Source organism: Micromonospora sp. WMMD1082, from assembly GCF_029626175.1.
Classification (GTDB): Bacteria; Actinomycetota; Actinomycetes; order Mycobacteriales; family Micromonosporaceae; genus Micromonospora.
In genome coordinates, this window is record NZ_JARUBM010000002.1 from 6,431,840 (window position 1) to 6,457,768 (window position 25,929).

Here is a 25,929-nt window from a genome sequence, read left to right on the forward strand (position 1 = left end):
ATTCGGCGGCGGACGGTCGTCGACCCGCCCACCTCGTGTCCGGTCGCTGGCGTGTGCCGGCCTGAGGGTGCCGTCGGTCGGCACACGCCTGCCGGAGCCCGCTACTGCTGGAGCACGGCGGTGATCTCGCCGTTGTCCTTCTGCACGTCACCGCCGTCGTTCAGCACCTGGTTGCGGACGAGCGTGAGCCACGGGCTGTTCGGCGCGTTGAACGCCTGCTGGAAGTTCAGTGCGACGGGTGTGTCACCCTGGCCGGCCACCTCGTTGATGGTGACCAGCCGTGGGTCCTCGGCGGCGTACCGGTTGTTCGCCAGGTCGGCGCGCGACACCACGTCCTTGTTCTTCGCCAGCACCTCGACCTGGGCCTGCTCGGACATCATCCAGCTCAGGAAGTTCCAGGCCTGCGCCGCCTTCGTGGAGTCCTTCGAGACACCGATGCCGTCGCCACCGACGAAGGTGGAGGCGCCTCCGGTGGGGCCGGGGATGCCGGCGACACCGGCGTCGAACGGGGTCGAGGAGAGCAGCGTCGCCGGATAGAACATCAGGCCGACGTTGCCCTCGGTGAAGCCGGCGGTCCAGGTCGGACCGGTCTCGCCCGCCGACGAGGGCAGCACCGCGCCGGAGCGCCACAGGTCCTGCCAGGTGCGGTAGACCTGCTGGGCGGTGTCGTCGGCGAGCTTGGACTCGGTGCCGTCCTCGCTGAGCACCTGCCCGCCGCCGGCCCAGATGGCGGGGAACCAGGTGAAGACCAGGCAACCGCCGCAGTTCAGTCCGGCCGCGGTGCCGTAGACGCCGTCCCGGTTCAGGGCCTGCACCGCCTTGGCGGCGGCGGCGTACTCCTGGAGGTTCGCCGGGGCCTTCTCCGGGTCCAGCCCGGCGTCGCTGAAGAGCTGCTTGTTCCAGAAGAGCATCGACAGGTCGAGCACGAAGGGCAGGACGTGCTCCTTGCCGTCGACGGTGCCGGCCGAGAGGTGCCCCTTGTTGATGGAGTCCTTGAAGTCGAGCCCGTTGATGTTGGTGCTGAGGTCCTGGAACAGCCCCTGGTTCACCCAGTTCGGCACGTAGACGATGTCCGCGGCGAAGAGGTCCGGCAGGCCGTTCGCGCCGGCTGCCGCACCGACCTTCGCGACGTAGTCGTCGTTGGGCACGACGGTCAGCTTGACCGTGTTCTGGTGGCTGGCGTTGTAGGCGTCGACGAGCAGCTTCGCCTGCTTCTCGAGTGGGGCGCGGGTCCACAGGGTCAGCTCGCTGCCGTCGTCGATGCCGTCGGGTCCGGCCTCCGCCGCGCTCGGGCCGCTCGGATCGTCGCTGCCACACGCCGCCACGCCGACGGTCAGCGCCGCGACGAGGATGCCGGCCAGCGACCGCAGGGCAGCGCGTCTGCCCAGGGTTCTCCTCATGACTTCTCTCCTTGGGTTATCGGTTGCGTCGGCTGATCGGGCCGGATCCACTCGCGACGGTCACGGTTCGCGCCACCTCGGCGCGCTGCCGCGTACGTCCTCATCCGTCTCCGCCTCTCGCCGGATCCGGCGCGGCTCGCGCATCAGGTCGTCCGCCGCCGCCGAGGTGGTGGGTGTCACGTTCCGCCGCTAGCGTGTCCGACGAAAACGCTTTCGGCAAGATGTCGGACGGGTAAAATCCGAACGCCCCTCGGCGTACGTCCCACTTCCGCTTGACCCGCTCTGCGCAGTACGCTTGCCCGAAATCCGGGTTGGCCGGGCACCTGCCGGCCGGCCTGAAAAGTTTGCGAAAGCATTTCGGTGGGCAGTCGGCGACGGGACGGCGACGCGGGGGTGGGACGGCACGCGGCGGGCGGACCACCGGTCCGCCCGCCGCTCGTCTCCCCGACCGCTCAACCGCTGGCTCTGACCTCCAGCAGCCCCACCGAGGCGGTGCCCGCCTGCAACACCACCCGCAGGCGGGACGTGCTCACGGCCGGGAAGGTGACCCGGTTGTACTGGTTGATCGCGATCGGATAGCCGCTGGCCCCGGGCACGTCGGCGTACCCGGTGCCGGTCCAGTACTGCAACCGCCACGACGCCGGCAACCGCACCCCGCCGTTGTCGTCGAAGAAGTACACCTCCGCCGCGCGCAGGGTCTGCGCCGCCGGCCAGGTCAGCTCCGCCCACTGCTGCCCGGCGTTCGGCCAGGTCCCCCACCGCGGATTGACGGTGTCGTTCGACGACGGCGGGTCGATCCCGTCGTTGAGCGCCGCCACCGTCTCCCACGGCGAGGTGTACGACGCCGAGGGTGTCGCCGAGCCGGCCAGGTTCCCGGACGGCGGCGGGGTGCCGCCCCGACCGTAGAGCTTGACCTCGGTGAGGCCGGTGCGGAATCCGGAGGCGTGGGGCATCTGCACCCGGAGCCGCTGGGTGCTGACCGGGGTGAACCGCACCCGGTTGTGGTTGGCCCGGGGCGTCGCCGGGGTCCGCACCTGATTCGCGGCGTTGACCCAGGCGCTGCCGTTCCAGTACTGGACGGTGTAGGACGCCGGTGCCCGGTACCGGTTACCGGCACGGTCGTCGCGGAAGAACAGCCACGCGTCGTCGACCGTCCGGGACTGGCCGAGGTTGACCTCGTACCAGTCGATCGCGTTCGGCGACCCGGAGCTGCCCCAGATCGGCGCGTTGGTGGGGAAGCCGTCCACGGCCGCCGCGGTGGACGTGCCGGAGGCGGTGTACGACGCCGACGCCGACGCGCCCTGGGCCAGGTTCGGCGTGGTCGAGGTCAGGTCGACGCCCGCCTTGGCGAACATGTCCACCATCCGCGCCGAGGTGTGGTTGACGTTCTGCGGCAGTTGCAGGCCGGAGAACGCCGCGCTGAAGGTGGTCGTGCCGCCGGCCGGCAGGGTGACCGCGCCGGTGGCCGGGTTGTACTGCACCCGGGTCAGCCGGTCGACGGTGACCACCCGGTTGCCGTTGAGGTAGACGGAGTAGCCCTGCGGGACTCCCGGGTAGCGGGTCACCCCGTCGGCCGGGTCGTCCCAGACGACGCTGAGGTTCGCGTTGCGGTAGCGCAGGTTGTTGACCGCGAAGTGCGACCAGCCGATGTCGATCGGCCACAGCTCGATGGTGTTGTCGTTGCGCGGCCGCAGCCCGGCCACGTCCTCGACCACCGTCCAGTTGCTGCTGCCCAGGATGTTGTGGTGGATCCAGGAGCGGTAGGTGATCGACGAGCCGTTCCAGTTGGACCAGAACTCGTTGGCGTCCGGCCACTGGGTGTTGCCGTTGACGTACTGGGCCCAGGCGTTCCAGTAGAGCAGCTTCCGGTAGTGCTCGGCCGTCATCCACTGGTTCGGGTAGTTGCGCAGCACCGACGAGTAGAGCCGGAACTGCACGGTGGAGTTGATGGTCGAGAAGTTGTTGCTGCCAGGGTTGCCGGCCGCAGCCGCCGCCGCCTTGTCCCGCTGGTTGGCGGTGTAGAAGGGGAAGATCGGATACTCGGCCGGGTCGTCGAAGAGCCGCAGGGCCTCGCGGTAGGTCGCGGTGTTCGGCATCAACCCGACGGAGTACGGGTAGTAGTTGTTGATCTCCTTCCATGGCACGTGGGTGTTGGTGGCCACGTGCCGGTGCTCCAGCAGCCGCCGGCTCGGGTTCCACAGCACGTTGACGATGCCGTCGCGGACCCGGTTGGCCAGGGTCTGCATCTCGGTGGCCTTGGCCGTGTTGCCCAGCACGGTGTACGCCTGCGCGGCGGCCAGGGCGTTGCTGTAGAGGTAGGCCCCCTCGGCGCGGTCGAGGTTGCCGGAGCGCCAGTGGAACGACACCGCGTCGGCGTCGTTGCCGGTCATCGCGCCCCAGTTGTACTCGATCACCCCGTTGTTGTTGGTGTCGTAGGCGGCGAGCTGACCCTTGACGTCCATCTCGGCGTACCGGGCGAAGTTGTGCAGCATCGCCGGCTGACCGCCGTGCAGCTGGTACGCCCGCCAGGCGGCCTCGGAGAGGTACTGGGTGTAGCTGTTGGACCAGTTCTCCGGGTCGCCGGGGTTGTCCATGAACCGGCCGTTGGCCGACGACTGCCCGACCGACAGCCACGGCCCGTACGAGTAGATCGGGTTGCGCAGGTACTTCAGGTCGTCCACGTGCATGGGTTGGGTCAGCACGATCGCGTTGTTGTACCCGGTGACTCCCTCGATCGAGGTGGGGAACTGGAAGTCCTGGCCGGGGATGTCGGCGTCGAGGTGGTTGAAGCGCATCAGCCACCAGCGGTAGTAGATGTTCTTCTTGATCGCCGGGTCCGGGACGTCGATGTACGGCACGTTCTCCGCCCACCAGCGGTGGTACTCCCGCACGTGGGTGGCGAACGCGTTCGGCGGGGTGGCGTTGCGGTAGCTGGTGTACTCGGTCAGCGACTCGGGGATCTCGTCGGTGACGAAGCCCAGCTGCACCTTGGTCGTCACGCTCTGGCCGGCGCCGAGAGTGACCGAACGGTTCAGTCCACCGCTGCTGACGGTGAACCCGTCGCCGGAGAGCCGGGGCCGGATGGTGGTCAGGTTGTTCTTCACCTGGCGGGTGCCGGTCAGCTCGCCGCCGCTGCCCGAGGTGGCGTACGGCGAGGTGACCCGCAGCTGTACGGTGCTGCTCGCCGTGCCGGTGTTGGTCACGGTCAGGTTGGTCACCGCGACGTTGTGGTGGGTGATGAACTTGGTGACGTCGATCCGCAGCCCGCCGCCGGTGTGCACGCCCCGCCAGTGGCTGGGCGCCTGCCACCGCTGGGCCACCTGCTCGGTGAGGCTGCCGGTGCTGGCCGTGATGGCGTAGGCGTTCTGGCTGCTGATGTTGTCCCAGTAGGCGGTGTTGCCGCCGAACCCGATCACCGACGGGTTGTGGGTGTACATGAACAGGCCACGACCCCGCGTCATCAGCCAGGTGCCGGCCGGGTCGTTGCCGGGCCGGGCGAGCAGCCGGTCCAGCCAGAAGTCGGTGCCGGCGCTCTCGGCGTCGTAGATGGCCTGCATGGTGTTGCCGGTCGAGTAGCCGACCGGCGGCGCCGGGACGGCCGGTCCGGAGAAGGTGGGGTAGCCGATGGTCTGGGCCGCATGGGCCGGCCCGCCGGTGGTGACGGCCAGGCTGCCCGCCACCAGGGTCGTCGTGACGAGCGCGGCCAGGCTCGCGCGCAGGGGCTGTCGTCCGCTCATGACTGCAACGCCATCCATTCCAGGACTCCGGTGGAGTAGCCGCTACGGGAGGTGATGCTCAGCCGCAGCCGGGTCGTGCTGACCGGGCTGAACGTGGTGACGTTGTAGGTGTTGCCGGCCACGCCGCAGGTCGACTGGCCCGGCACCGGCAGGTACGCACTGCCGTTCCAGTACTGCACCTGGCAGGAGGCGGGCAGGTCGATGCCCTGGTCGTCGTCGAACCAGTAGGTGGCGGTGCGGTTGATGCTGCGGGTGGTGGGCCAGCGGTACTCGATCCACTGGGTGCCCTGCTGCGGCCAGTTGCCGTAGGCCAGGTGGGAGCGGTCGGCGGAACTGGCCGGCACGCCACCGTTGTTGATCGCGGCGAGGCTCTCCCAGGCCGACACGTACGAGGTGTACGCGGTCGCGCTCGGCGCGAGGTTGGTGCCGGCCGGCGGCTGGCTGCCACCGCCGCCGGGGTTGGGCGGCGGGCCGGTGCTGGTCTGCACCACCGGCACGATGGTGCCGTCGGCGTTGAAGTACATCCGGTCCACCGCGACGGAGCGGCGGAAGTTACCGCCGCCCGGGGCGTTGGCGTTGTGGTACACCATGTACCACTGGCCGTTGAGCTGGGCGACTCCGGCGTGGTTGGTGGTCGAGGAGACCTGGCCGAGCACGACGCCCCGGTGGGTCCACGGCCCCATCGGGTTGGTGGCGGTGGCGTAGCGCTGGCAGGCGTAGCTCGACGAGGTGACGCAGCCCTGGGTGTCGTTGGCCGCGTAGATCATGTAGTAGAGGCCGTTGCGCTTGAACATGAACGGTGCCTCCCAGAAGTGGGTCAGCCCCTGCGGGGTGACCACCGGGCCCACCGTGTCGATCATGTTGCTGGCCAGCCGGACCGCCCGCGCCCCCCAGTAGCCGCCCCAGTACAGGTACGCCTGACCGTCGTCGTCGACGAAGACGGTCGGGTCGATGTTCAGCGGCGCGGAGTTCGGCGTGCTGTCGCTGATCAGCGGGCCGCCCTTGGCGTCGGTGAACGGGCCGAGCGGGCTGTCGGCGACGGCGACGCCGATGTTCATCCAGCCGGGCCCGTTGCCGTTGACCGAGGTGTACCAGTAGTAGCGGCCGTTGCGGTGTTCGACCTCGCTGGCCCAGGCGTCCGCGCCGGCCCAGCCGAACGTGCCGATGTTCGCCCGGGCGCCGTGGTGGGTCCAGTTCGCCGCGTCGGTGGAGGAGAGCACGTGCCACTCGCGCATGACGAAGTTGTTGGTGCCCGCCGGTGCCTCGTCGCGGCCGGCGTAGATGTACATCGTGTTGCCCACCACGAGGGGGGCGGGGTCGGCGGTGTAGATGGTGGTGATGATCGGGTTGGCGGCCGAGGCGGGCGGTGCGAGGGCCAGGCTCGCGGCCAGCGTCGCGGCACACCCGGCGGCCAGGACGCGGACAACGGGGCGTCGTCGCATGGAGATCTCCTGTCGGCAGGAAACGGGACGGGTGGCGCCGGTGCGGTGCATGCGCGGGGTGGTACGGGACGGGTGCACGGCATTGGCGCCCATCACTTCCAGCCGTCAGAGTGAAGTACGAAAACCCTTTCGACAAGATGTCGGTCAGGTAAAACTTGAGGCCCCTCAGGCAGCGCGGTCACCTTCCCCGCAACCTGCTTGGGCACTACGCTTCCTGGCAGCACCGGGACGGCGAGGCACCTGCCGGCCGTCCTAAAATGTTTGCGAAAGGCTTTCGGTGGGCCGACGACGATCCCAGTACGTGACGCTGAGCGACGTGGCGAACCGCGCCGGTGTCTCCGTGGCCACCGCCTCCAAGGCGTTGAACAGCCGGGCCGAGGTCGCCCCGGCCACCCGGGAGCGGGTCCTGAAGGCCGCCGCCGAACTCTCCTTCCAGCCCAACGTGCTGGCGCGCGGCCTGATCTCCGGGCGTACCCGCACGGTCGGGCTGCTCACCGACGAACTCGGCGGCCGGTTCGCCATACCGATCCTGCTCGGCGCCGAGAACGCCCTCGGCAACGGCCAGATGTCCGTGCTGCTCTGCGACGCCCGTGGCGACGCCATCCGCCGCCAGCACTACATCCGTACCCTGCTGGCCCGACAGGTCGACGGGTTCATCGTGGTCGGCGACAGCAACGACCTGCGCCCGTCGCTGACCCGGGACATCCCGGTCCCGGTGGTCTACGCCTACGCCGAGTCGACCGACCCGCGCGACCTGTCGATCGTCGCCGACGACGAGGGCGGTGCGCGGCTCGCCGCCGAACACCTGGTGTCGCACGGCCGACACCGGATCGGGCACATCACCGGGCCGGACACCTACCGCGCGGCACGGGACCGGGTGGCCGGACTACGGACGGTGCTCGCCGAGGCCGGGCTCAGTCCGGCCGGAGATCCGCTCTACGGCGAGTGGTCGCAACGCTGGGGTCGGCACGCCGCCCGGCTGCTGCTGGCCGCCCGACCGGACGTGGACGCGATCTTCTGCGGCAACGACCAGGTCGCCGCCGGCGTCGCCGACACCCTGCGTGGCCTCGGCCGGCGAGTTCCCGACGACGTGGCGATCGTCGGCTACGACAACTGGGAGCTCTTCGCCGCCGACTGCCGCCCGCCGCTGACCACCGTGGACCTCAACCTCGAACAGCTCGGTGCCGCCGCGGTCAACCATCTCTTCGCCGCGCTGGACGGCAACGCCGGCTCCGGTGTCATCCGGCAGCCCGGCCGCCTCGTGGTACGCGAGTCCACCGGACCCGCGCGGTCCACCTGATCTCCGCCCGGCGAGGCAGTACGCCGCCGAGCCCGGCTGGGCCGCGTTCTCCACGGCTCGCCCGAGCGAGCCGAGTCCCGGGCGGCGGTCGCCGGGCGGGGCTGCCGTGCTGTGTCGGATCACCAGCTCCGGCACCAGCAGTTCGCGCCCGGAGATCTGCGGGCCACCGGCCCGGTCGAGCTGCGACAGCAGCAGCCGCAGGCTGCGCCGGCCGAGTTCGGCGAAGTCCTGTCGCACCGACGTGAGCGGTGGCAGGAAGTGCGCCGCGTCGGGCGTGCCGTCGAAGCCGACCACGCTCACGTCGTCCGGGACTCTCCGGCCGGCCTCGTGCAGCGCCCGCAGCACACCGAGGGCGATCTGGTCGCTGGCACAGAAGACGGCGGTGACGGAGGGATCGCGCGCCAGCCGCCCGCCCTGCTCGAATCCGGCGCGGGCGCTCCAGTCACCGGGCGCCGACGGCGGCACCGGCGCACCAGCGGCGCGTAGCGCCGCCCGCCAGCCGGCGGCCCGTTCGCCCGCCTCTGGCCAGTCGCCCGGCCCGGACACGTGGTGGACGGTCGGATGCCCCAGGTCGAGCAGGTGTCGGATAGCCAGTTCCGCGCCGGCCGCATTGTCGATCCGCGCGTTCGGAACCGCCTGGCTACCGCACCCGCCCACGGTCACGCAGGCCAGCTCGGTCGACACCTCGGCGAGCGCGCCGGCCATGGGCGCCTTCGGCGCTATCGCGATGATCCCCTCCACCGACTGGCCGCGCAGCCAGTCGACCGCGTCACGCACCGACCGCCGGTCGGGATGCCGCACGCTGGCGACGCTGACGAAGTAGCCCGCGGCGCGGGCCGCCCCCTCGATCGCGTACAGCATGGCGGTCGGCCCGTACAGCGGGCTCGCGTAACCCACGACTCCGAGCGTGCCGGACCGCCTGGTGGCCAATGCGCGAGCCGTCAGGTTGCGGTGGTAGTCCAGCGCCCGCATGGCCGCCACCACCCGCCGCCGGGTGTCGGCCGCGACGTGCGGATGCCCGTTGACGACCCGGGAGACCGTCTGGGTGGAGACCCCCGCCAGGTCCGCGACATCGCTCATGATCGTGCGGCCCGGTCGTTGGAGCGGGCGGCCGGACCGGTCACCGGACGGCGGGACGGACGCCTCCGATCGCGGCCCCCGCACCGCCGCCCGCCTGTGGTTCTCGATCACACCGCTCTCCTCGCTGGTCCCCGACGAACGCGGACGCGTCGCCCGGAGGCCGGTAGCCCCGCCGGGCACCGGAGCGTGCCGGGCCCCCCTCCGACAATGGACCTCGAAAAGGATTTCGGCAACGTCTCCCGGCGGTGGCCCGCGCGCTCGACGGTCGCCGGGTGGGGACCAAGTGGACAGCAGCGCAAGTACGCCACCCTCGCCTACGAAAATCGTTTCGGCAAGACGTACGCACCGGTTACGTCGGAGGTCGCGAAACAGCGGAGCCCACCGCCGCCGACGGTCACCACTTAGTTTAGATTCGCGCCTATCTATTAGCGCCTCGTGGTCGACGCCGCCGGCCACCGGGCCCCGACAGTGGAGGACCGCCCATGAGATCGTCGAGAACAGCCCGCCACATCGCGGTGGCGGTGATCGCCGCGCTGGCCACCACCGGCGGTGCAGCGCTCGCGGCGACCGGTGCGCAGGCGGCCGCGCCGGGCTGCCGGGTCGACTACCGGGTCACCAACCAGTGGTCCGGTGGATTCGGCGCCGACGTCGCCGTCACCAATCTCGGTGACCCGATCAACGGCTGGACGCTGACCTGGACGTACGCCGCGGGGCAGCGGATCGGTCAGGCGTGGAACGCCACCGTGAGCCAGAGCGACAGCCGGGTCACCGCCACCAACGTCAGCTACAACGCTTCCCTCGGCACCGGGGCCGGCACCTCCTTCGGCTTCAACGCCTCCTGGAGCGGCAGCAACCCGGCGCCCACCTCCTTCGCCCTCAACGGCGTGACCTGCACCGGCGCGCCGGGCACCCCGGCACCGACGACACCCGCGCCGACCACGCCCGCACCCACCACACCCGCGCCGACCACGCCGCCACCGACCAGCGGCTGGAACCCGCCGGCCCACCTGGTCACCCCGCTCAACCAGGTGTGGCAGCACGTCGAACAGACCTACAACAACGGCAACCCGTACGCCTTCCGCAACTACGGCTGGGATCAGGTCATGGCCAACCGCGGATACGTCAACTTCTGCGTCCGGTGGGACTCCACCGCCACGGTCACCGCCGCCCAACGCGACCAGATCCACGCCACCCTCGCCCGCCAGTACAAGAAGTGGATGGACGTGATGGTCGGCCACAACGCCTGGCCCTACCAGGATGTGCCGGTCAGGGTGGTCGGCTGGGCCGTCCGCAACCGCAGCCAGTTGCAGTGGACGGACGCCTCCGTCGACATCTACGTCAACAACATCCGCGAGAACGCCCCCCAGTGCGCCCCCGAGTGCGGTCGCTTCTTCAACCAGAACGGCCAGTACCCCAACTGCCCCGGCGGCGCCGCCCGACACTACGACCAGTCGCTCTGGCTCACCGACGGGTTCGGCGGTGGGGCCGGCGGCGACTGGGGCCAACGGATGGGCCGCGAGTACTACATGAACAACCTCAACGCGGAGAACATGACCATCCTGCTGCACGAGATAGGCCACACCTTCGGCCTGGACGACTTCTACGACTGGACGCCCAGCGGCGTCGGCGGCTTCATCATGCGCGCGGGCAGCGCCAGTTCCATCACCGAGTTCGACGCCTGGATGCTCCGCGACTGGTGGCGCCACCTCAAGAGCCGCTACGGCTACTGATCACCACCGACGGGCTCCCGGCAGCGCCGGCCGGCGGTGCCGGGCCGCGCCCGGCGACCGCGCAGACGAGGCGCCCATCCCGACCGGGTGGGCGCCTCGACGCGGATGGTTTCAGGCGTCCTCGACAACCCGGGCGACGAACGCCCGCCAGGCCGCCGGGGCGAAGACCAACGCCGGCCCGGCCGGGTCCTTCGAGTCGCGTACGCCGACGACGCCGGGCAGGTTGCCGGCCACCTCGACGCAGTCGCCGCCGTTGCCACCGCTCTTGCTGCTCTTGCGCCACCGCGCGCCGGTCAGGTCCATGATGCCGCCGCTTCCCTGAGGAGATCCAGGGAACGCCTCCGGGGAAGCGCCTCCCCGCGGATCCGTTCCCACCGTCGTTCCAGCGTAACAAGGTCGGATGCCTGGTCCAGGATCTGCGCCTGCGCCGGACTGTCCACATGCGCCACCCGGCTGTTGTCGGGCATGTCGGCGATGGTGAAGGGTCCGTCCAGCCCGGGATAGCTGGGCGCGTCGGCCGGCACCACGTGCAGTTGCAGGCTCGGCAGCTCGGCACAGGCGAGCAGGTGCGCGAGCTGGCCCGCCATGAGCGCCCGGTCGTCGCCCACCCGCCGGCGCAGGACGCCCTCGTCCAGCACCGCCACCAGCAGCGGACCCCGCTCGCGGTGCAGGATCGCCTGCCGGGCGAGCCGCGCGGCGACGAGATCCTCCACCGCATCGGCCGTCAGCACCCCGCCCGCCAGCGTGGCCCGCGCGTACGCCTCGGTCTGGAGCAGGCCGGGCACCCAGGCGAGCTGGAAGGCGCGCAGGGTGGCCGCCTCGCGTTCGATGTCGACCCAGGGCCGGAACCAGACCGGCTCGCGGCGCCGGACGGCGTCGGGCCAGAGGGCGTCGACATCCTTTCCGAGCAGCTCGGCAGCCGTGGCACGATGCCTGCCCTGCGGGATGTGCCCCGGCTTTGCCCAGCGGGCAACCGTCTTCGGATGGACGCCGAGTCGGCCCGAGAGGCTCTCGGCGGTGTGGCCGGCCTCCGCGAGCGCCGCAACAAACGCATGGTTCATACCTGCTCCTCACTAGAACAAAACAACTGCCCACAAAAAGATCCCGTAACGCTGTGTGGTTGTCCAGAGACCCACGGCAAGGTGTTGGTGAGACGGCGAGGTCGGCGGGGCGACGGAGCCCGTCGGGACCGCCGTCGGGGCCGCCCACAACCTCGCGCGCCGGGCGGCCCCTCCCACCGCCGGTCGATGGAGGAGGCACCATGCCCACGAGGAAGCCCGCGAACGCCGTACCCGCGTCCCGCTGGTCGTCCCCGGCACGACCGCCGCCGCCAACGCCGGCGCGGCGCCACGACGGCACGCCCACCGTCGGTCCCGGCGTCTATCTGTTGACCCGGGACGCCTCCCCGCAGTTCGTCCGGCCGATCACGGTCCGGGTGATCCGGGAGCGGCTGGATCGGCATCCGTTCACCGGCTGGACGTGGATCGAGGCCTATCAGCTCGACGCCACGGGGGACGCGATCGCGCGCCGGGAGCTGTACGTGATGCCCGAGGGGATGCGCCCGGCGCCACCGCCACCGATCAGATCCGCCGGCCGGGGCGTCCCCGCCCGACGTACGCCGGTCAGGGTCGACGGGTGAACGCACGCCGCCGGGAGCACGTGGCGTCCCGTCCCACCTGGCGCTGCCGAGCCTGTGGGATCGCGTGGCCCTGCGGTGCGGCGAAGCTGGGCCTACTGGCCGAGTACGGCGGCCGGCGCGCGGCCCTGCTGATCCACCTGGCGACGCTGTGGGCGGAGGCGACCGCCCAACTCGCCGGATCGGAGGCAGCCGCCAACCCGACCGCCCTCTACGAGCGGTTCACCGCCTGGGCACGAGCCCACGCCCTATAGCCGCCCGCCTCGGGACCACGCCCTTCCCCCGGCCCCGGTCCCGAGGCGGGCCCATAGCGGCTGGCCGTGGCGGCTGGCTGCCAGGGGTGGCAGCCAGCAACTTCCCTGTTGTTGCTGGGTCAACTCGGGTCGAGACAGCAACAACAGGAAAGTTGCACCGCAGCCCGGCGCCGGCCCGTCAGGCGAAGAAGCCGGCGCGGAGGTTGATGCGGTGTTCCAGCCACGCCTTCAGGCAGCAGAGCATGTTGGTCCAGCCCTCGCAGTTGCCGTACGAGGCCCGTTGCCCCTCGGGAGTGGAGCGCCAGCCCTCCTCGGCGATGGTGACCAGGGTGCGATCGTCACCCAACGGCTCGAACTCCATGGTGACAATGGTGAAGTAGGACGCGCCCGCGACCGGCGCGTCGGTGGTGGACTGCGCGCCGTCGGCCGCCTCCCACCGCAGCACGATCCGCCGATCCTGTTCGACCTCGACCACCTCGACCGGGAACGCCCCGGGGAAGTCGGCGAAGTCCCAGCTGACCGTGGCACCCGTGACGAGCCGGCCCTTCGCGCCGCCGGTGGTGAAGTACCGGGAGAGCTGGTCGGGATCGACCACCGCCTCGAACACCTCGCTCACCGGGCGACTGATCCGTCCGGCGATCTTGAACCGCAGGTCCATGGTGATCTCCTTTCCCGTCCGCTGATATGTTATATCTCTATAACATGTCAGCTCGCCGCGGTCAGCCACCCGAGCCGGAACCGGTTGACGAGGACGGCGTCTTCAAGGCGCTGGCGTCGCCGACCCGGCGGCGAATCCTCGACCTACTGAAGGACCACGCCCGGACCACCGGAGACCTGTGCGAGCGCTTCCCCCAGCTGGACCGGTGCACGGTGATGCAGCACCTTCGGGTCCTGGAGGCAGCCGGGCTGGTCATCGCCCAGCGCAAGGGCCGCGAGCGGTGGAACCACCTCGACCCGCAGCCGATCAAGCACATCCACGACCGGTGGATCGGCGAGTACGCCAGCGCCGCGGTGGGGATGCTCGCCACCCTCAGGACCGAGCTTGACCGCCGTACGCCCGATCAGCAGGCCGGTCACGCCGCCGGCTGACCCGAGGCCGACGTGGGGATGGTCCGGGATCCGTTTCCCGACCTGGTATCTGGCTGGCCGGTCGCTCCTCTGCTGGATAGCCGTACGCGACGGGCGCACGGCCGGCGACGGGAGGGAATCATGTCGGACAGCCCTGGGATGCGGGCCCACCAGCAGGCCGCCCAGCAGGCGGCCCGGGATACCGCGGCGGCCTCGCAGCGGGCCATCGATCAGCACCGGGCCTTCATCCAGCACCGCCGGGCGGCGCCTCATGTCGCCGATCGGCCCCGCAGCTTCGTCGGCCGGGTGTTCGCGGCGCTGACGTCCCTGGTACTCCTCGCGATCGGCGCCTGGATCGCGGTGCAGGTGATCGGCGCGGTGGCCGCGTTCCCGCGCTGACCGGGCGGTCGGCCCACCGCCTGGTGGTCGACCGGGCACGTCTCCCCGGTCGACCACCTGGGTCAGCTCCGATCACTTCTGGTCGGGTGCGGGTCCGTTGTCGTTGAACCGGAAGCTGGTCGTGGGTGCGGCGTCACCCAACTCCTCCAGGATCAGCCCGTTCTCCCGGGAGTGCCGCAGGTACGCCGAGTTGTTGCTGATCAGGAACGCCTCGTCCGCGCCCTCGGCCGGGGCGATGGTGAACCGCTGTCGTGGCTCGTCCTCATTGCAGGCGGCCCCCTGCACCACCAACGGCTGGCTGTTGCCCGGGTTGCGCACCTGCCAACAGCGCGGCTCGCCGGTGCCGGGACCGCCGCCGGCCCCCCGGTACGACTTGATCAGGAAGTCCTGCCCGTCCAGCGGGGTCGGCACGAACAGCTGCCGGCCGCTGTCGTCGTCGACCTCGGCCAACCGGCCATCATCGGTCAACGACAGCCCCGCCTCGAACCCGTCGACCCGGGTGACGGTGACCTGGCGGGTGCCCGACAGCACCGGTGAGGTCGCGGTCGGCGTCGGGCTGGCCGGCGTCGACTCCGTCGGCGTGGGCGCCGGGGTCGTCGTCGCGGTGGCGACGGGCGTACTGGTGCCGGTCGGAGAGCCGGCGACGTCGTCGGGAGAGGTCGCCTCACCGCAAGCTCCGGTCGAGACGGCCAGTACCACCACGCCCGCACCAGCGAGCCACCTGCGCATCGACATTCTCCGCCCCCTCATCCCGGCGCGGGCGCCGCCGATGATCGGCGGACCGGTGCACCGCGCCGTCCTCGTGGATCACGTACCCGGACCGCAACGCGGGTATGCGACGCCGGAGCAGAACACCGACCGCAGCAGAACATTGACACTCCGGCATGGTTCGGGGAAGGATCTTTCTGTGCGAAGCGCCTATCTGACCAAGCGAGGTCACATCGACCTGCTGCGCGTCGCCAGCGCCGCCTGTCGACCCTGCCGCTGACGCCGGGTTCCGTTCACCGCCCGCCGCGGGCGTCTGTCTCCGCCGTAGGTCTCCGGCCCTACCGCCGCGCCCGCGCACGGCATCCCGCTACTCCCCGACAGGAGTGCTGTCCATCGTGCACAAGATGTCCGTACGCCTGGCCACCGCCGGGCTCGCCCTCACCCTGCTCGGTACGGCGGCCTGGACCGGGCCGGCACACGCCTCGGCGCTGCCGGCCGTGCCACCGTCGTCGCCCCACCTCTCCCAGATCGCCGGATACCCCCGGCAGAACGTGTTGCCGGTCTGGCCGGAGAACCCCGCCGACGCCTCCATCCCGATCGGCGTCATCCCCTACCACGAGATCGCCCCGAAGCTGAACGCGCTACAGGCCGCGAGCAACCGGGTCTCCGCCCGGGTGGCCGGCCGGTCCAGCGGCGGCCACGACCTGTACGCGGTCGTCGTCACCGCCCCGGAGACCCGCGCGGAGGCCCGCCAGCAGGAGGAGTGGAAGCGCCTCATCGAGGACGATCCGGTCCGAGCCCGCACCGACCGCCGGCTGCTGGCCGGGTACAAGACCCCGCTGTTCGTCAACGCCAACATCCACGGCAACGAGTGGGAAGGCACCGACGCGGCGCTGCGGGTCATTGAGGAGTTCGCCACCAGCACCGACCCCGAGGTGGCGCGGCTGCTCACGCGGAATCGGCTGATCTTCAACGTGACGTCCAACCCGGACGGGCGCATCGCCGGCACCCGCGCCAACGGCAACGGGTACGACCTCAACCGGGACCTGACCATCGTCTCGCAGCCCGAGACGAACCTGATCCGTGAGCTGATCATCGACACCAAGCCGATCATCACGCTCGACCTGCACGGGTACGTCAACCCGACGCTGCTGCACCCGAGCACTCCGCCGCACAACGTGAACAACGAGTACGACCTGTTCATCAAGCACGCCCTGCCGAACGCGCTGGCCATCGAGGAGGACCTGCGGGCGCTCGGCTACCCCGAGACGCAGCGGGCCCGGATCCCGTTCCGCGACGACGCACCCGGGGTCTGGGACGACTTCCCGCCGATCTACGTGCCGTCCTTCGCGCTGTTGCAGAGCAGCATCCCGTACACCATCGAGGCGCCGCTCAACCCGCGCGGCGCGAACCTGACCCCCGAGGAGCGGGTGCGTCGCTCCGCCATCAACACCGACGTGCACGAGGTGGCGATCAGGTCGTCGCTGCGGTACATCCAGGACCACCGCGCCGAGGTGCTGCACGACCAGGCCGAGGTGTACCGGCGCGGCTGGGCCGGTGAGCCGCTGCGGGACATCCCCGACGACTACGTGCCGGGCTGGGGTCCGGAGGACAACTACCACACCGTCTTCCCTCGCGCGTACGTCATCCCGACCGGTGCCGGGCAGCGTTCCGAGCCGGCCGCCGCGCGGCTGGTGGATCTGCTGATCGGCAGCGGCGGTCGGGTGTGGCAGGCCAGGCACGCCTTCCGGGCCGGGGGTCGCAGCTACCCCGCCGGGTCGTACGTGGTGGACCTGCACCAGCCCAAGCGGGGACTGGTCAACTCGCTGCTCGAACCGGGCATCGACCTCACCGACCGGGTGGACGACCTCTACGCCGGGCCGGCCGCCTGGAGCCAGGGGCTGACCTGGGGCGCCACCGTCGACACCCTGTGGGACAGGAAGCTGCCCAAGGTGGCGCTCACCCGGGTGCACGACGGCGTGGCCCGGGGCACCCTGCCGCCGGGCAACCCGGACGTACGGCTGAACCTCCAGGACGCCGCCGACCTGCTGGTGGTCAACTCGCTGATCGGCAAGGGTCTGCGGGTCCACCGGCTCGCCGACGGGTCGGTGGTGGTACCGGCCGCCCCCGGCAGCCGCGCGGCGCTCCAGGCGGCGGTCCGGACCTATGGCGTCACCTTCGAACGCGCGCCGGCCCGCTGGACGGGAACCCCGCTGGGCGAGACCGTAGTCGGCTACCTGGGCGGCGTCGAGCAGCGCGACACGCTGGCCGCCCTCGGTTTCCCGACCCGGGCCGTCACCGCCGCCACGCTGGCCGACACGCTGACCGACGAGGTCGACGTGCTGCTGGTCGGCAGCAACCTGAACCTGGCGAACCTGACGGCGGAGAACCGGGCGGCGCTCGACGCGTACCTCGCCCGAGGCGGCGGGGTGGTCGGCCTCGGCACCGCCGGGGCGGCCTTCGGCAACGCCACCTCGCTGCTGAGCGTCACCGCCACGGCCGGGCCGTCACTGGCCAGCGGGGTGGCCGACGTCGTCAACCGGGGCGGCCCGGTCACCGCCGACGCGAGCCGGTACGCGTTCATCAGCCAGCCGGTCTGGTTCACCAATCTCGGTGCCGGGGTCACCGTGGACCAGGCGTACGCAGCGGATCCGCTGCTCGCCGGCTGGTGGGTGAGCACCGGGACGACCGGGCGGTCCGCCGCCGCCGGCCAGGCCAGTGTCGTGCGCAGCGTGGGCCCCGCCGGCAACGGGGTGGTGCTCTTCGGGACCAACCCGACGTTCCGGCTGCACCCGAAGGGGCTCCAACCGCAGTTGGGTCGGGCACTGCTGTGGGCCGCCCAGCCGACGCGGTGACCTGATCCCGTCGCTCGTGAGGGCCCGGAGCAGCGTCGCTCCGGGCCCTCACCCATACCCGCAATTCCCATCCGTTGGATGGGTTATGGTGGCGACCTGATCCGCGACGGAGGCACCCGTGTCCGCATCCCCGCCGCCGCTGCGCAAGCTCGGCTTCCTCACCATCGGGCTGTTCGACGAGGCCGACCCCGGCGCCGGTCACGAGTCGACCATGCAGCTCATCGAGCTGGGCGAGCAGCTCGGCTTCGACAGCGCCTGGGTACGCCACCGGCACCTCCAGTACGGCATCTCCTCGCCGGTCGCCGTCCTGGCGGCGGCGTCGCAGCGGACCCGCCACATCGACCTCGGCACCGCGGTCATCCCGCTGGGCTGGGAGAACCCGCTGCGGCTGGCCGAGGACCTGGCGACCGTCGACATCCTCTCCGCCGGGCGGCTCAACCCCGGGGTGAGCGTCGGGCCACCGCTGCACTACGACCGGGTCCGGGAGGCGTTGTACCCGGACAGCGCCGACGCGGAGGACTTCGGCTACACCCGGGTGCGCCGGCTGCTCGACCTCGTCCGGGGCGAGCCGGCCAGCGAGTTCGACGGGGTGGAGGGCTTCGAGGTGTTCTCCCGCCGGGTCCAGCCGCACTCCCCCGGGCTGGGCACCCGGATGTGGTACGGCGCCGGCAGCCTCGGCTCGGCCCGCTGGGCCGGTGAGCAGGGCATGAACCTGCTCACCAGCAGCGTGGTGAAGGCCGAGGAGGGCACCGACTTCGCCGAGATCCAGCTGTCGCACATCCGCACCTTCCGCGCCCACCACCGGGACGGTGACCGGGCCCGGGTCTCCCAGGGGCTCGTGGTCATCCCCACCGACACGGCCACGCCCGCGCAACGCGAGCGATACGAGGCGTACGCCCGCCAGCACGCCCCGCGTACCGCGTCGCCGCAGGGCCCGGCCCGGATGATGTTCGCCCCCGACCTCGTCGGCCCGGCCGAGGTGATCGCCGAGCGGCTCTCGGCGCACGCGGCGTTCCGCGAGGTGACCGAGGTCGCCTTCGCGCTGCCGTTCACCTTCGCGCCGGCCGACTACGTGCAGATCCTCACCGACATGGCGACCCGGCTCGGCCCGGCACTCGGCTGGCGCCCAACCGGCTGACCCCGAGGACCGAAGGGCCTGGCCACCGGGCGGCACCCATCGATGAGCTTGATCAATGGGAGGCGCTAGCCTTGAGTCTGCCCCTCGTTACCCATCGTGATTTGCGCTTTCGCGCAGGGGGCGTTGCCGAAGCACCACGATCGTCGAACCACCATGGAATGCCGGGGATGCCGATGATGCGAACACGGCGGATGGCGGTGGCGATCGCGATCACCGGCGTGCTCTCCGCGGCGACTGTGCTGACCGGGTTGATCACGAACGAGGCGTCAGCCCAGCAGCGTTGGCCCGGTTGGCTCGAAATCGTCCGTACCCATCCCTGGCACTCCCTCGGCATCCTTGCGCTCCTTCTGGTCGGCCTGACCATCGTGCTGACGGCATGGCCCCCCGCGACGAGAGACGACGCCGTCGGGCAGCCCGGGGTGGAGCCCGCCCTGCCACCTCTACCTGGCGCCGTGGAGCCACCGCAGAGCCCGGCGGTCGGCGACAACGAGACTGCTCTGCGCGACCTAGCCGAGAAGCGAGGCAGCCAGCTGAGACGCCTGTCAGGGGAACTGCTCGGCCGCCTCGGCCGCCGGAGAACCGCGTACCCGCTCGATCTGAGCCTGGCGGAGCTGCATCGCATGAACCTCTTCGTGCCCGGCCGACTGGCTCCGTACCACGAGCGCGACCCCGAGACGGGCGAGCAGGCCGTGGCAGCGCTGGTGGATCGTCTCCGGCGCGGAAAGTCGGTGCTTCTGCTGGGCGAGCCGGGCTCCGGCAAGAGCCTCTCGCTCTACGGGGTGGCGCTCGCGCTGCAGGATGTCGGGCTACTGCCGATCCCGCTGCGCGCACTGGATGCCGCGGACGTCCTCGATGACGTCCGCGGGTCGATGGTGGACGACGCGATACTGCCGGGCACCGTCGTGCTGGTCGACGGCTTGGACGAAGCGAGCGAGTTGGCCGGCGGCGGCCCGCTCGCCACGGCGCTCATGCAGCTGCTCCGCCACGCCCCCGCACTCGTCACCTCCCGCACCAGGGAGTACGAGGAGTGGATCGCCTTCGAGACCACCACGGTCGGATTCGACGAGGTGTTCCGGCTGACGGGCTGGTCGGTAGAGGTCGAGTTCGCCGACTACCTGTCCCGGCTACAACGCAGAGGCTTGATCGCCGATCCCGGTCTCTACCGGACGGTGGTCGCCTCGGAACAGTTGGGCCGGCTCGTGATGCGCCCGCTCTACGCCCGGATGCTCACCTTCATCGGGAATGACGCGGCGACCCGGATCAGCAGCGCGAGCAAGCTGTACGGCGAGTACCTTAGCCAGCTCAGCCGCGCCACCGACTTCGCCGTGCGGGGCAGCCATCCGACCTGGAGTGGTCAGTCACTGGTCAGCTGGCAGGCGGCAGCCTGGTTCGTGCACTCACGCGAACTGCCCGCCGACGCCATCCCGATGGCCGAACTCCACGCGGAACTCGCTTCCGAGCGGGGGCACGGCGCCGAGATCCGGGCACTCGATCAGGTGATCGACCGCCGCACACTGCATGGCACGGAGGTCGGTGAATTCCTGCACTACTCCTTCTACGAACATCTGCTGGCCCGGTACATCCGTGATCGCCTGCTCGCCGAGCTCCCGCCCGATCAGGCGGCGGTGTTGCTGCGCAGGGATCTCACCCGGGAGATTCGGCATCACCTGGTCGGCCAACTTCAGGAGTTGGCCGACGACCGGCTCGGCGAGCGGTTGTCCGGGCTGTATCGTCAGCTACGCCGCGAGCCGGGTCTGGACACCGCTGACCGGCTCACCGTCTGCAACCTGTTGGTCTACCTCATCTCACGGACGAGTCCGACGGCACCCCGGCACCTCCACGTGCTCCTGCGACGGGAGCGGAACGAGTTCCTGCTGAACTCGCTGCTGTGGGCCTTGTGCCACCACCGATCGGACTCCGCCCTCTTCCGCTTCTTCTCGCTGCTGCAGCATGATGCGGTCTTCCGAGCCTGCAGTCGCGGATACGTCCTCTACTACTACGGTGACCTGCGAAGCGGTCGTCCACCATTCCTGGACGTGCCGCCCTACGCGTCCCACGAACGCACCTCAAAGCGGATGCTAGCGATATTCGCGAACCCCATGTTTCGGACAGTCTCCGCGCAACGTCGCTTCGTTGATCTCTATACCTTCATGGACATCTACCACGTTCGGCGTGAGAACATCGATGGCCACGCCCTGTCCACGCTTCGCTCGGCGATCGATGCGCTGTCCGGACTGGGCCTGACGCACCCGATGGAGGAGCAACTGTCCGAGATGTTGTTGGAGATCTCCAACCCGCCCGTACCGGACGCGAACTCGACCTCGTTTGCGGAATGAGGCATGGCGATGCGAGGTGAGAATCGGAAGGGAAGCTCGTGAAACTTTTTGTCTGGGATTTGCACGGCGTACTGGAGGAAGGCAACGACCGAGCCGTGATCGACATTTCCAACGAGGTGCTGGCGGCCTTCGGATACGAGCAACGATTCGCATACGCAGACGGCCGACGCCTGTACGGACACAAGTGGTACGAATACTTCTCTTTCCTACTCCCCGAGGACACCCACGATCGCCACATGGAGCTTCAGGAGGCCTGCTTCATGGTCTCCGAAGAGCGGCCCGAGCTGCAGTACCGCTGGATGAGACCGACGCCGCACGCCATCGACGTGCTGGCCGAGATAGGCGCCCGCCACCAGCAGATCGTCATCTCGAACACTCGCCCCGGCACCCTCGACATGTTCCTCAAGCTGCTGGAGCTGACGGATTACTTCGTGCCCGGACGCGCGTTCGCGGTGGACCAGCACGTCCGGGACGTGAAAACCACCAAGAAGGACATACTGGCCGAGTATCTGGCCGGCAAGCCCGCATTCGAGGAGATAGTCATCATCGGCGACTCGGCCAGCGACATGCTCCTTGCGGACGTTGCCGGCGGGACCACCTACCTCTTCGCACATCCCGAGTTTGCGTTCCGCAACTGCACTGCGGACTTCCGGATCCATGACCTACGGGAAGTCCTGGGCCGCGTATAGACCACGACCAAGCAGTTCCGTACACTGAGAGCAATCAATCGCTAACCAGACGTGCGGATGCCCATGTCGTCTTCTTGGGATACTCGGTGCTCCCCAACAGACGCACCGGTTCGGCTCTGCGACGCGCTGATCGTGGTACCACCACCGTCACCATCGGATACAAATCCGCCGCTGGGGCCGGCGATTCTCGCGACCGCCGCCGCCCGCGCGGGCTTTCACATCGACGTACTGGATCTCAACATTGTCCTGCTGAAGCGCTTCGGCAACCACGTTCCTCTACTCGGGCGGACGCTCGGTGACCACGGCAAGGACCGACGGGGCGTGGCGGCCGCCGCACAGTGGCTCTTCGCACACACCGGCCTGCGTGACAAGCCGCCGCTGCATCTGCCCGATACGGCCGACCCGGTCGCCGGGATGCACTACCCGCTCTCCACTGTGACGGCCGCCGTCGCTGCCGCGCTGTCCGACCGGGAACCCTGGCGCGCATGGCTCGAACATCATCTGCTCGCCTCGTGCGATCGTCCCCCGACGATGGTCGGCGTCTCCCTGATGGGCCCCTCCCAGGTCTTCGTCGGCCTCCTGGTGCTGCGAGTCGCCAAGCAGATCTGGCCGGAGACGACGACGGCGCTGGGCGGCAGCCACGTCACCCTGTTGCGGGAGGAGATGCGGTCAGGCGGGCGACTGGGGAAGGGGGCGGACGTCGTGCTCCCCGGCCACTGCGAGGACGAGTTCGTAGCCGTGCTGGCGCGGCTCAGCCCGCGGCGGGTACGGCGGCCACTGCTGCCGGAACGTCCCGCCGACACTCCGTTCGAGTACCTGCCGAGCTTCTCCGAGCGGCAGCTCCGCCACTACGACCGACGGTGGTTGACCCTGCCGCTCCAATTCACCCGCGGTTGTTCCTACGGCCGGTGCACGTTCTGCACCTATCCCCTGGTCGAGCCGCTGATCACCGCCCTCGCCCCGACGGCCGCGAGGGCGACCGTCGACGCGCTGGTAGAGGCGCACGGGGTTCGACGCTTCTCGCTGAAGGATTCGCTGTTCACCGCACCGATGTTGCGGGCGTTCGCCCAGGAACTGCTGCGCGAACCTGCCGCGGGGATCCGATGGAGCGCCACGACGAAGGCCAACCGGGCGCTGATTTCCATGGCTCCCCTCGTTGCAGCCTCAGGGCTCGCGACGGTGGAGATCGGTGTCGAGACGATCAGGCCGGAGGGTCAGCGGATCTTCGACAAGCGGGCCGATCCCGTGATGCTGCAGGAGTTGATCCTCGCTCTGGCCGAGCACGGCATCACGGTGGTCACCAATCTGATCTTCGGTTACCCGGGTGAACAGGAACGGGACGCGCAGGCACAACTGGCGTGGTTTCTTCGGCTACGAGCGGCGGCTCCGGCCGGCCGGGTCGACTGCTCGTTGAATATGCTGGAGATGGTGCGTGGCGCACCGATGGTGGCCCGTCCACCACCCGGAGTCGAGCTGCGCGGCGTCGCTCCCTGGGCCTTCAGCTACGCCTGGAACGCCCCTGGGTGGCGGCGCGACTTCGCCGACGTCCTGCGATCGGTGGAGCAGGCGCGTCAGGCCGCGCCCCCGGGGCCGACCGAGATGTCCGCCTGACGTCCGGGCCGAGGCAGAGCCGCACGCGTCACCGATGGCGCCACTCCGGCCCCACCGTCCCGGTCCGGTCGGGTCTAACGGCCTACCCGACGGCGCTTCGGGGTGGACATGCTGGTGTCATGAGCGGTCGGAGGTTGAGGCCGGACGCGAAGTGCCCGCTTCGCCCCGAGGAGCCGTGCACCCTGTGCCAGCTGGACGTGACCGGCCCAGCCGACTGCCCCCTCGTCTATCTCGTCATGAGTGACGACGAACTGCGTGCCGGGACGCACCGCAGTCGGCTGGCCTTCGCCGGGTCAGGGGGTGCGCGCGCCGCCGTCCAGGTCGGCGCGGAGGGCGTCGGGCGCGCGCATCCGCCACGCGTCGGTGATCAGCTCGTCGAGGCGGTCGACGGCGACCGCCGCCAGCCGCAGCATGACCAGGGGAAACCCGTCGTAGCCGGGCGTGGTGAAGAAGAGTTCGGGCTCACCGAGGAGCAGCGCCTGCTTCTCGGCCTCGTCGCCGACGTACAGCACCGCGATGTCGGTACGGATGACGCGCGGCTTGCCGGGCTGCCGCTCGGGATAGGACCAGACGAAGCCCTTGTCGGCGACCCGGAAGTCGAAGCCGTCGCTGTCGATCTCCACCGTGTGCGGCAGCGCCAGGGCCAGGCGACGGACGTCCTCGGCGTCAGCCATCGACACTCCCCCGGGTCACCGACTGTGGCATGACGACAGGCTAGTCGCCGGGTCCGACACCGCCACGCTCAGCGGCGCTCAGCGGGAGAGTGCCTTCTCCAGTTCCGCCTTCGACATCGACGAGCGACCCTTCACGCCGCGCTTCTTCGCCTCGTTGTAGAGCTGTTCCTTGGTGCGTCCACCGGCCCCGCTGTGCGGGCGCTTGCCGCCGCGGTGACCGGACGAGACATCGTCGAGCGAGGACCGGCTGGCGGTACGCGACTCGCCGGAGCGGGCCCGCTCCTTGTTGACCGTCCGGGCCGCGATCTCCTCGGCCCGGCTGGTGGAGACGCCGCGCTTCTTCGCGCTCGCCTTGATGTGCTCGTACTGCCATTCCCGCTTCGGGCTGGATCCTGCGGGCATGGGTTGCCTCCCTCCACCGGAAGTGTCCGATGGTCGGATGCCCTACGCCCGGGTACCCGAAACGCGCGGCGCGGCGGGACGACCCGCCTCACCGCGCGTGGGCGCTGCCTCAGGAGGTGAACTTGTCCAGGGCCACCTCGATGGCGCCGGTGTCCGGCTGGGCGTACGCCCTCATGGTCTCCTTGTTGTAGGAGACGAAGCTGGGGCACCGCACCGCCGGGGCGTTGACCCGGCCGCCCTCGCCGATCTTCTCGGCGGTCTTGGCGGAGTAGAAGGTCAGCGTGTAGCGCGACGAGACGTAGTCGACGGTGACCTGCTTGTCGTCGCGGTCCTTGTACTGGCACTTGCGGGGCGTGCCCTCGCTGCCCTCCTCGAAGGTGAGGCAGCCGACGACGGAGACCGACGCCCAGTCGGCGGTCTTGGCGTAGTACGGCTTGTCGAAGCCGACCGACTTGCTCAGCCAGGACTGCGGGCGCTCCGGGGAGTTGGCGAAGGTGTAGACCTTGGTGCCCTTCGCGCCGGTGTACGGCGCGGCGTTGAGGATCGGGCTGCCCTCGCACACCGCCGACATGTCGCTGGAGTTGCGGGCGGTCACCGCGTTGTTGTTGTCGGGCTGCTCGTCCGCGGGCGCGGCGGGTGTGGCGATCGCCGGCGCGCTACTCGTGGGCGTCACGCTTGCCCCGCCCGCGACCGGTGCCGGGTCGTCGTCGCCCGCCAGCACGAAGAAGCCGATGGTGCCACCGCAGGCGACGAGCACCGCCATGACGGCGGCACCGATGCCCAGGCCGAGCCAGAGGGCCGTGTTCGAGGACTTCGCCGGCGGCCCGCCGTATGGCGGGGGCGGCGGTGGCGGCGCGCCGTACGGCGACGGGTAACCGGGCGCGCTGGCCTGGCCGAATGGGGAGCCGGGCGGCAGCGGCTGGCCGACGGGCGAACCCGGCGGGCCGGCCGGCGAACCGGGCGGTGTGCCCCACGGGGCGGCGTTCGGGTCCGGCTGCTGCCCGCCGTACGGAGGGTGGCTGTCACTCATCTGATGCCCTTGTCAAAGTCGAGAGGTTCGATGGCAGATGATCAGAGCCAGGGTAGTGACGGGCGCAAGCCGGGCCGTCATCCCCTCCCCCGTCCGTCGATGCGCCAACTGGTTGCCGGGTGGCGGTTGCGGTGTGCCCGCGCCACGCGGTGGGTACCTGTGGAACACCGCCGAGGAGGAGGACGAGATGACCGATCCCAGGTACACGCCGCTCGCGGTCGCCGCGGCAGGCAAGCTTGTCGCGGACGACGGCGACACCGGCGGAGGCGAGTTGGTCGGCGCGGACGACGCGGCGGCCGACGCCGCCCGCGCTGGCGCCGACATCGACCTGACCGACGCACACCGGGACACCGACCCGACCCCGGTCGGGGCCGACGACGCCGAGGCCGACCGGCAACGCGCCGCCGGGGAGACGTGAGACAGACCCGACCGTACGCGGC

At 70.3% G+C, this 25,929-nt stretch carries 23 protein-coding genes and 1 pseudogene; 13 read left to right on the forward strand and 11 right to left on the reverse strand.

From position 1 onward, the window contains the following. Positions 1 to 101: 101 nt before the first annotated feature. From O7615_RS29675 to O7615_RS29685, 3 genes are all read right to left on the reverse strand, one after another. Positions 102 to 1,400, reverse strand: coding sequence for a sugar ABC transporter substrate-binding protein (locus O7615_RS29675; protein ID WP_278181089.1), 1,299 nt, complete (start codon positions 1,398 to 1,400; stop codon positions 102 to 104). Between the two features lie 452 nt (positions 1,401 to 1,852). Next, positions 1,853 to 5,137, reverse strand: a complete 3,285-nt coding sequence (locus O7615_RS29680) for a discoidin domain-containing protein (RefSeq protein WP_278181090.1) — start codon at positions 5,135 to 5,137, stop codon at positions 1,853 to 1,855. Further along, a complete protein-coding gene (locus tag O7615_RS29685; RefSeq protein WP_278181091.1) occupies positions 5,134 to 6,579 on the reverse strand; it encodes a family 43 glycosylhydrolase in 1,446 nt (481 codons plus the stop codon). Before O7615_RS29685 ends, O7615_RS29680 begins: the two co-directional genes overlap by 4 nt. Positions 6,580 to 6,856: 277 nt before the next feature. On the opposite strand from O7615_RS29685, the gene O7615_RS29690 reads away from it, so the two are divergent. After that, the gene (locus O7615_RS29690) at positions 6,857 to 7,879 is read left to right on the forward strand and encodes a LacI family DNA-binding transcriptional regulator (protein WP_278181092.1); all 1,023 of its coding nucleotides are present in this window, start codon (positions 6,857 to 6,859) and stop codon (positions 7,877 to 7,879) included. A 165-nt stretch (positions 7,880 to 8,044) separates the two neighbouring features. Here the strand turns inward: O7615_RS29690 and O7615_RS29695 are convergent. Next, a pseudogene (locus tag O7615_RS29695) lies at positions 8,045 to 8,959 on the reverse strand (LacI family DNA-binding transcriptional regulator); the annotation flags it as partial. 482 nt (positions 8,960 to 9,441) lie between these two features. On the opposite strand from O7615_RS29695, the gene O7615_RS29700 reads away from it, so the two are divergent. After that, positions 9,442 to 10,689: a cellulose-binding domain-containing protein gene (locus tag O7615_RS29700; RefSeq protein ID WP_278181093.1), complete on the forward strand. Its 1,248-nt coding sequence runs from the start codon at positions 9,442 to 9,444 to the stop codon at positions 10,687 to 10,689. Positions 10,690 to 10,800: 111 nt separating this feature from the next. On the opposite strand, the gene O7615_RS29705 is transcribed toward O7615_RS29700, so the two are convergent. Then, the gene (locus tag O7615_RS29705; protein WP_278181094.1) at positions 10,801 to 10,992 is read right to left on the reverse strand and encodes a DUF397 domain-containing protein; all 192 of its coding nucleotides are present in this window, start codon (positions 10,990 to 10,992) and stop codon (positions 10,801 to 10,803) included. After that, positions 10,983 to 11,750: a DUF5753 domain-containing protein gene (locus O7615_RS29710; RefSeq protein ID WP_278181095.1), complete on the reverse strand. Its 768-nt coding sequence runs from the start codon at positions 11,748 to 11,750 to the stop codon at positions 10,983 to 10,985. The genes O7615_RS29705 and O7615_RS29710 overlap by 10 nt, the downstream gene beginning before the upstream one ends. A 200-nt stretch (positions 11,751 to 11,950) precedes the next feature. Between O7615_RS29710 and O7615_RS29715 the strand changes: the two genes are divergently transcribed. Further along, positions 11,951 to 12,328, forward strand: coding sequence for a hypothetical protein (locus tag O7615_RS29715; protein ID WP_347405107.1), 378 nt, complete (start codon positions 11,951 to 11,953; stop codon positions 12,326 to 12,328). Further along, a complete protein-coding gene (locus tag O7615_RS29720) occupies positions 12,325 to 12,579 on the forward strand; it encodes a flavin reductase (RefSeq protein WP_278181096.1) in 255 nt (84 codons plus the stop codon). The genes O7615_RS29715 and O7615_RS29720 overlap by 4 nt, the downstream gene beginning before the upstream one ends. 178 nt (positions 12,580 to 12,757) lie before the next feature. On the opposite strand, the gene O7615_RS29725 is transcribed toward O7615_RS29720, so the two are convergent. Next, entirely contained in the window at positions 12,758 to 13,237 is a 480-nt protein-coding gene (locus O7615_RS29725; protein WP_278181097.1) for an SRPBCC family protein, read from the reverse strand. A 44-nt stretch (positions 13,238 to 13,281) separates the two neighbouring features. On the opposite strand from O7615_RS29725, the gene O7615_RS29730 reads away from it, so the two are divergent. Both O7615_RS29730 and O7615_RS29735 read left to right on the forward strand, forming a co-directional pair. Next, entirely contained in the window at positions 13,282 to 13,668 is a 387-nt protein-coding gene (locus O7615_RS29730; RefSeq protein ID WP_278181098.1) for a metalloregulator ArsR/SmtB family transcription factor, read from the forward strand. Positions 13,669 to 13,788: 120 nt separating this feature from the next. Then, positions 13,789 to 14,046, forward strand: a complete 258-nt coding sequence (locus O7615_RS29735; protein WP_278181099.1) for a hypothetical protein — start codon at positions 13,789 to 13,791, stop codon at positions 14,044 to 14,046. A 72-nt stretch (positions 14,047 to 14,118) separates the two neighbouring features. Here O7615_RS29735 and O7615_RS29740 read toward each other — a convergent pair whose 3' ends face one another. After that, complete coding sequence (locus O7615_RS29740; protein ID WP_278181100.1) at positions 14,119 to 14,577, reverse strand: hypothetical protein; 459 nt, start codon at positions 14,575 to 14,577, stop codon at positions 14,119 to 14,121. On the opposite strand from O7615_RS29740, the gene O7615_RS29745 reads away from it, so the two are divergent. From O7615_RS29745 to O7615_RS29770, 6 genes are all read left to right on the forward strand, one after another. Next, complete coding sequence (locus tag O7615_RS29745; RefSeq protein ID WP_278181101.1) at positions 14,564 to 15,034, forward strand: putative leader peptide; 471 nt, start codon at positions 14,564 to 14,566, stop codon at positions 15,032 to 15,034. The genes O7615_RS29740 and O7615_RS29745 overlap by 14 nt on opposite strands. 124 nt (positions 15,035 to 15,158) lie before the next feature. Next, the gene (locus O7615_RS29750) at positions 15,159 to 17,609 is read left to right on the forward strand and encodes a M14 family zinc carboxypeptidase (protein WP_278181102.1); all 2,451 of its coding nucleotides are present in this window, start codon (positions 15,159 to 15,161) and stop codon (positions 17,607 to 17,609) included. Positions 17,610 to 17,727: 118 nt separating this feature from the next. Next, positions 17,728 to 18,747 carry an LLM class flavin-dependent oxidoreductase gene (locus O7615_RS29755; RefSeq protein ID WP_278181103.1) on the forward strand — a complete coding sequence of 340 codons (1,020 nt, stop codon included), beginning with the start codon at positions 17,728 to 17,730 and terminating at the stop codon, positions 18,745 to 18,747. Between the two features lie 173 nt (positions 18,748 to 18,920). Next, positions 18,921 to 21,083, forward strand: a complete 2,163-nt coding sequence (locus tag O7615_RS29760; RefSeq protein WP_278181104.1) for a hypothetical protein — start codon at positions 18,921 to 18,923, stop codon at positions 21,081 to 21,083. A gap of 38 nt (positions 21,084 to 21,121) precedes the next feature. Further along, positions 21,122 to 21,772, forward strand: a complete 651-nt coding sequence (locus O7615_RS29765) for an HAD family hydrolase (protein WP_278181105.1) — start codon at positions 21,122 to 21,124, stop codon at positions 21,770 to 21,772. Between the two features lie 132 nt (positions 21,773 to 21,904). Continuing rightward, positions 21,905 to 23,383, forward strand: a complete 1,479-nt coding sequence (locus tag O7615_RS29770; RefSeq protein WP_278181106.1) for a radical SAM protein — start codon at positions 21,905 to 21,907, stop codon at positions 23,381 to 23,383. A gap of 293 nt (positions 23,384 to 23,676) precedes the next feature. Here O7615_RS29770 and O7615_RS29775 read toward each other — a convergent pair whose 3' ends face one another. The 3 genes from O7615_RS29775 to O7615_RS29785 form a co-directional block, all read right to left on the reverse strand. Further along, complete coding sequence (locus O7615_RS29775; protein ID WP_278181107.1) at positions 23,677 to 24,057, reverse strand: hypothetical protein; 381 nt, start codon at positions 24,055 to 24,057, stop codon at positions 23,677 to 23,679. A 78-nt stretch (positions 24,058 to 24,135) separates the two neighbouring features. Next, positions 24,136 to 24,459 (reverse strand): plasmid stabilization protein, encoded by a 324-nt coding sequence (locus O7615_RS29780; RefSeq protein ID WP_278181108.1) that lies wholly within the window; start codon positions 24,457 to 24,459, stop codon positions 24,136 to 24,138. A gap of 109 nt (positions 24,460 to 24,568) precedes the next feature. Further along, the gene (locus O7615_RS29785) at positions 24,569 to 25,489 is read right to left on the reverse strand and encodes a hypothetical protein (protein WP_278181109.1); all 921 of its coding nucleotides are present in this window, start codon (positions 25,487 to 25,489) and stop codon (positions 24,569 to 24,571) included. A gap of 187 nt (positions 25,490 to 25,676) precedes the next feature. Here O7615_RS29785 and O7615_RS29790 point away from each other — a divergent pair, with 187 nt between their 5' ends. Next, a complete protein-coding gene (locus O7615_RS29790; RefSeq protein WP_278181110.1) occupies positions 25,677 to 25,907 on the forward strand; it encodes a hypothetical protein in 231 nt (76 codons plus the stop codon). Positions 25,908 to 25,929: the final 22 nt, after the last annotated feature.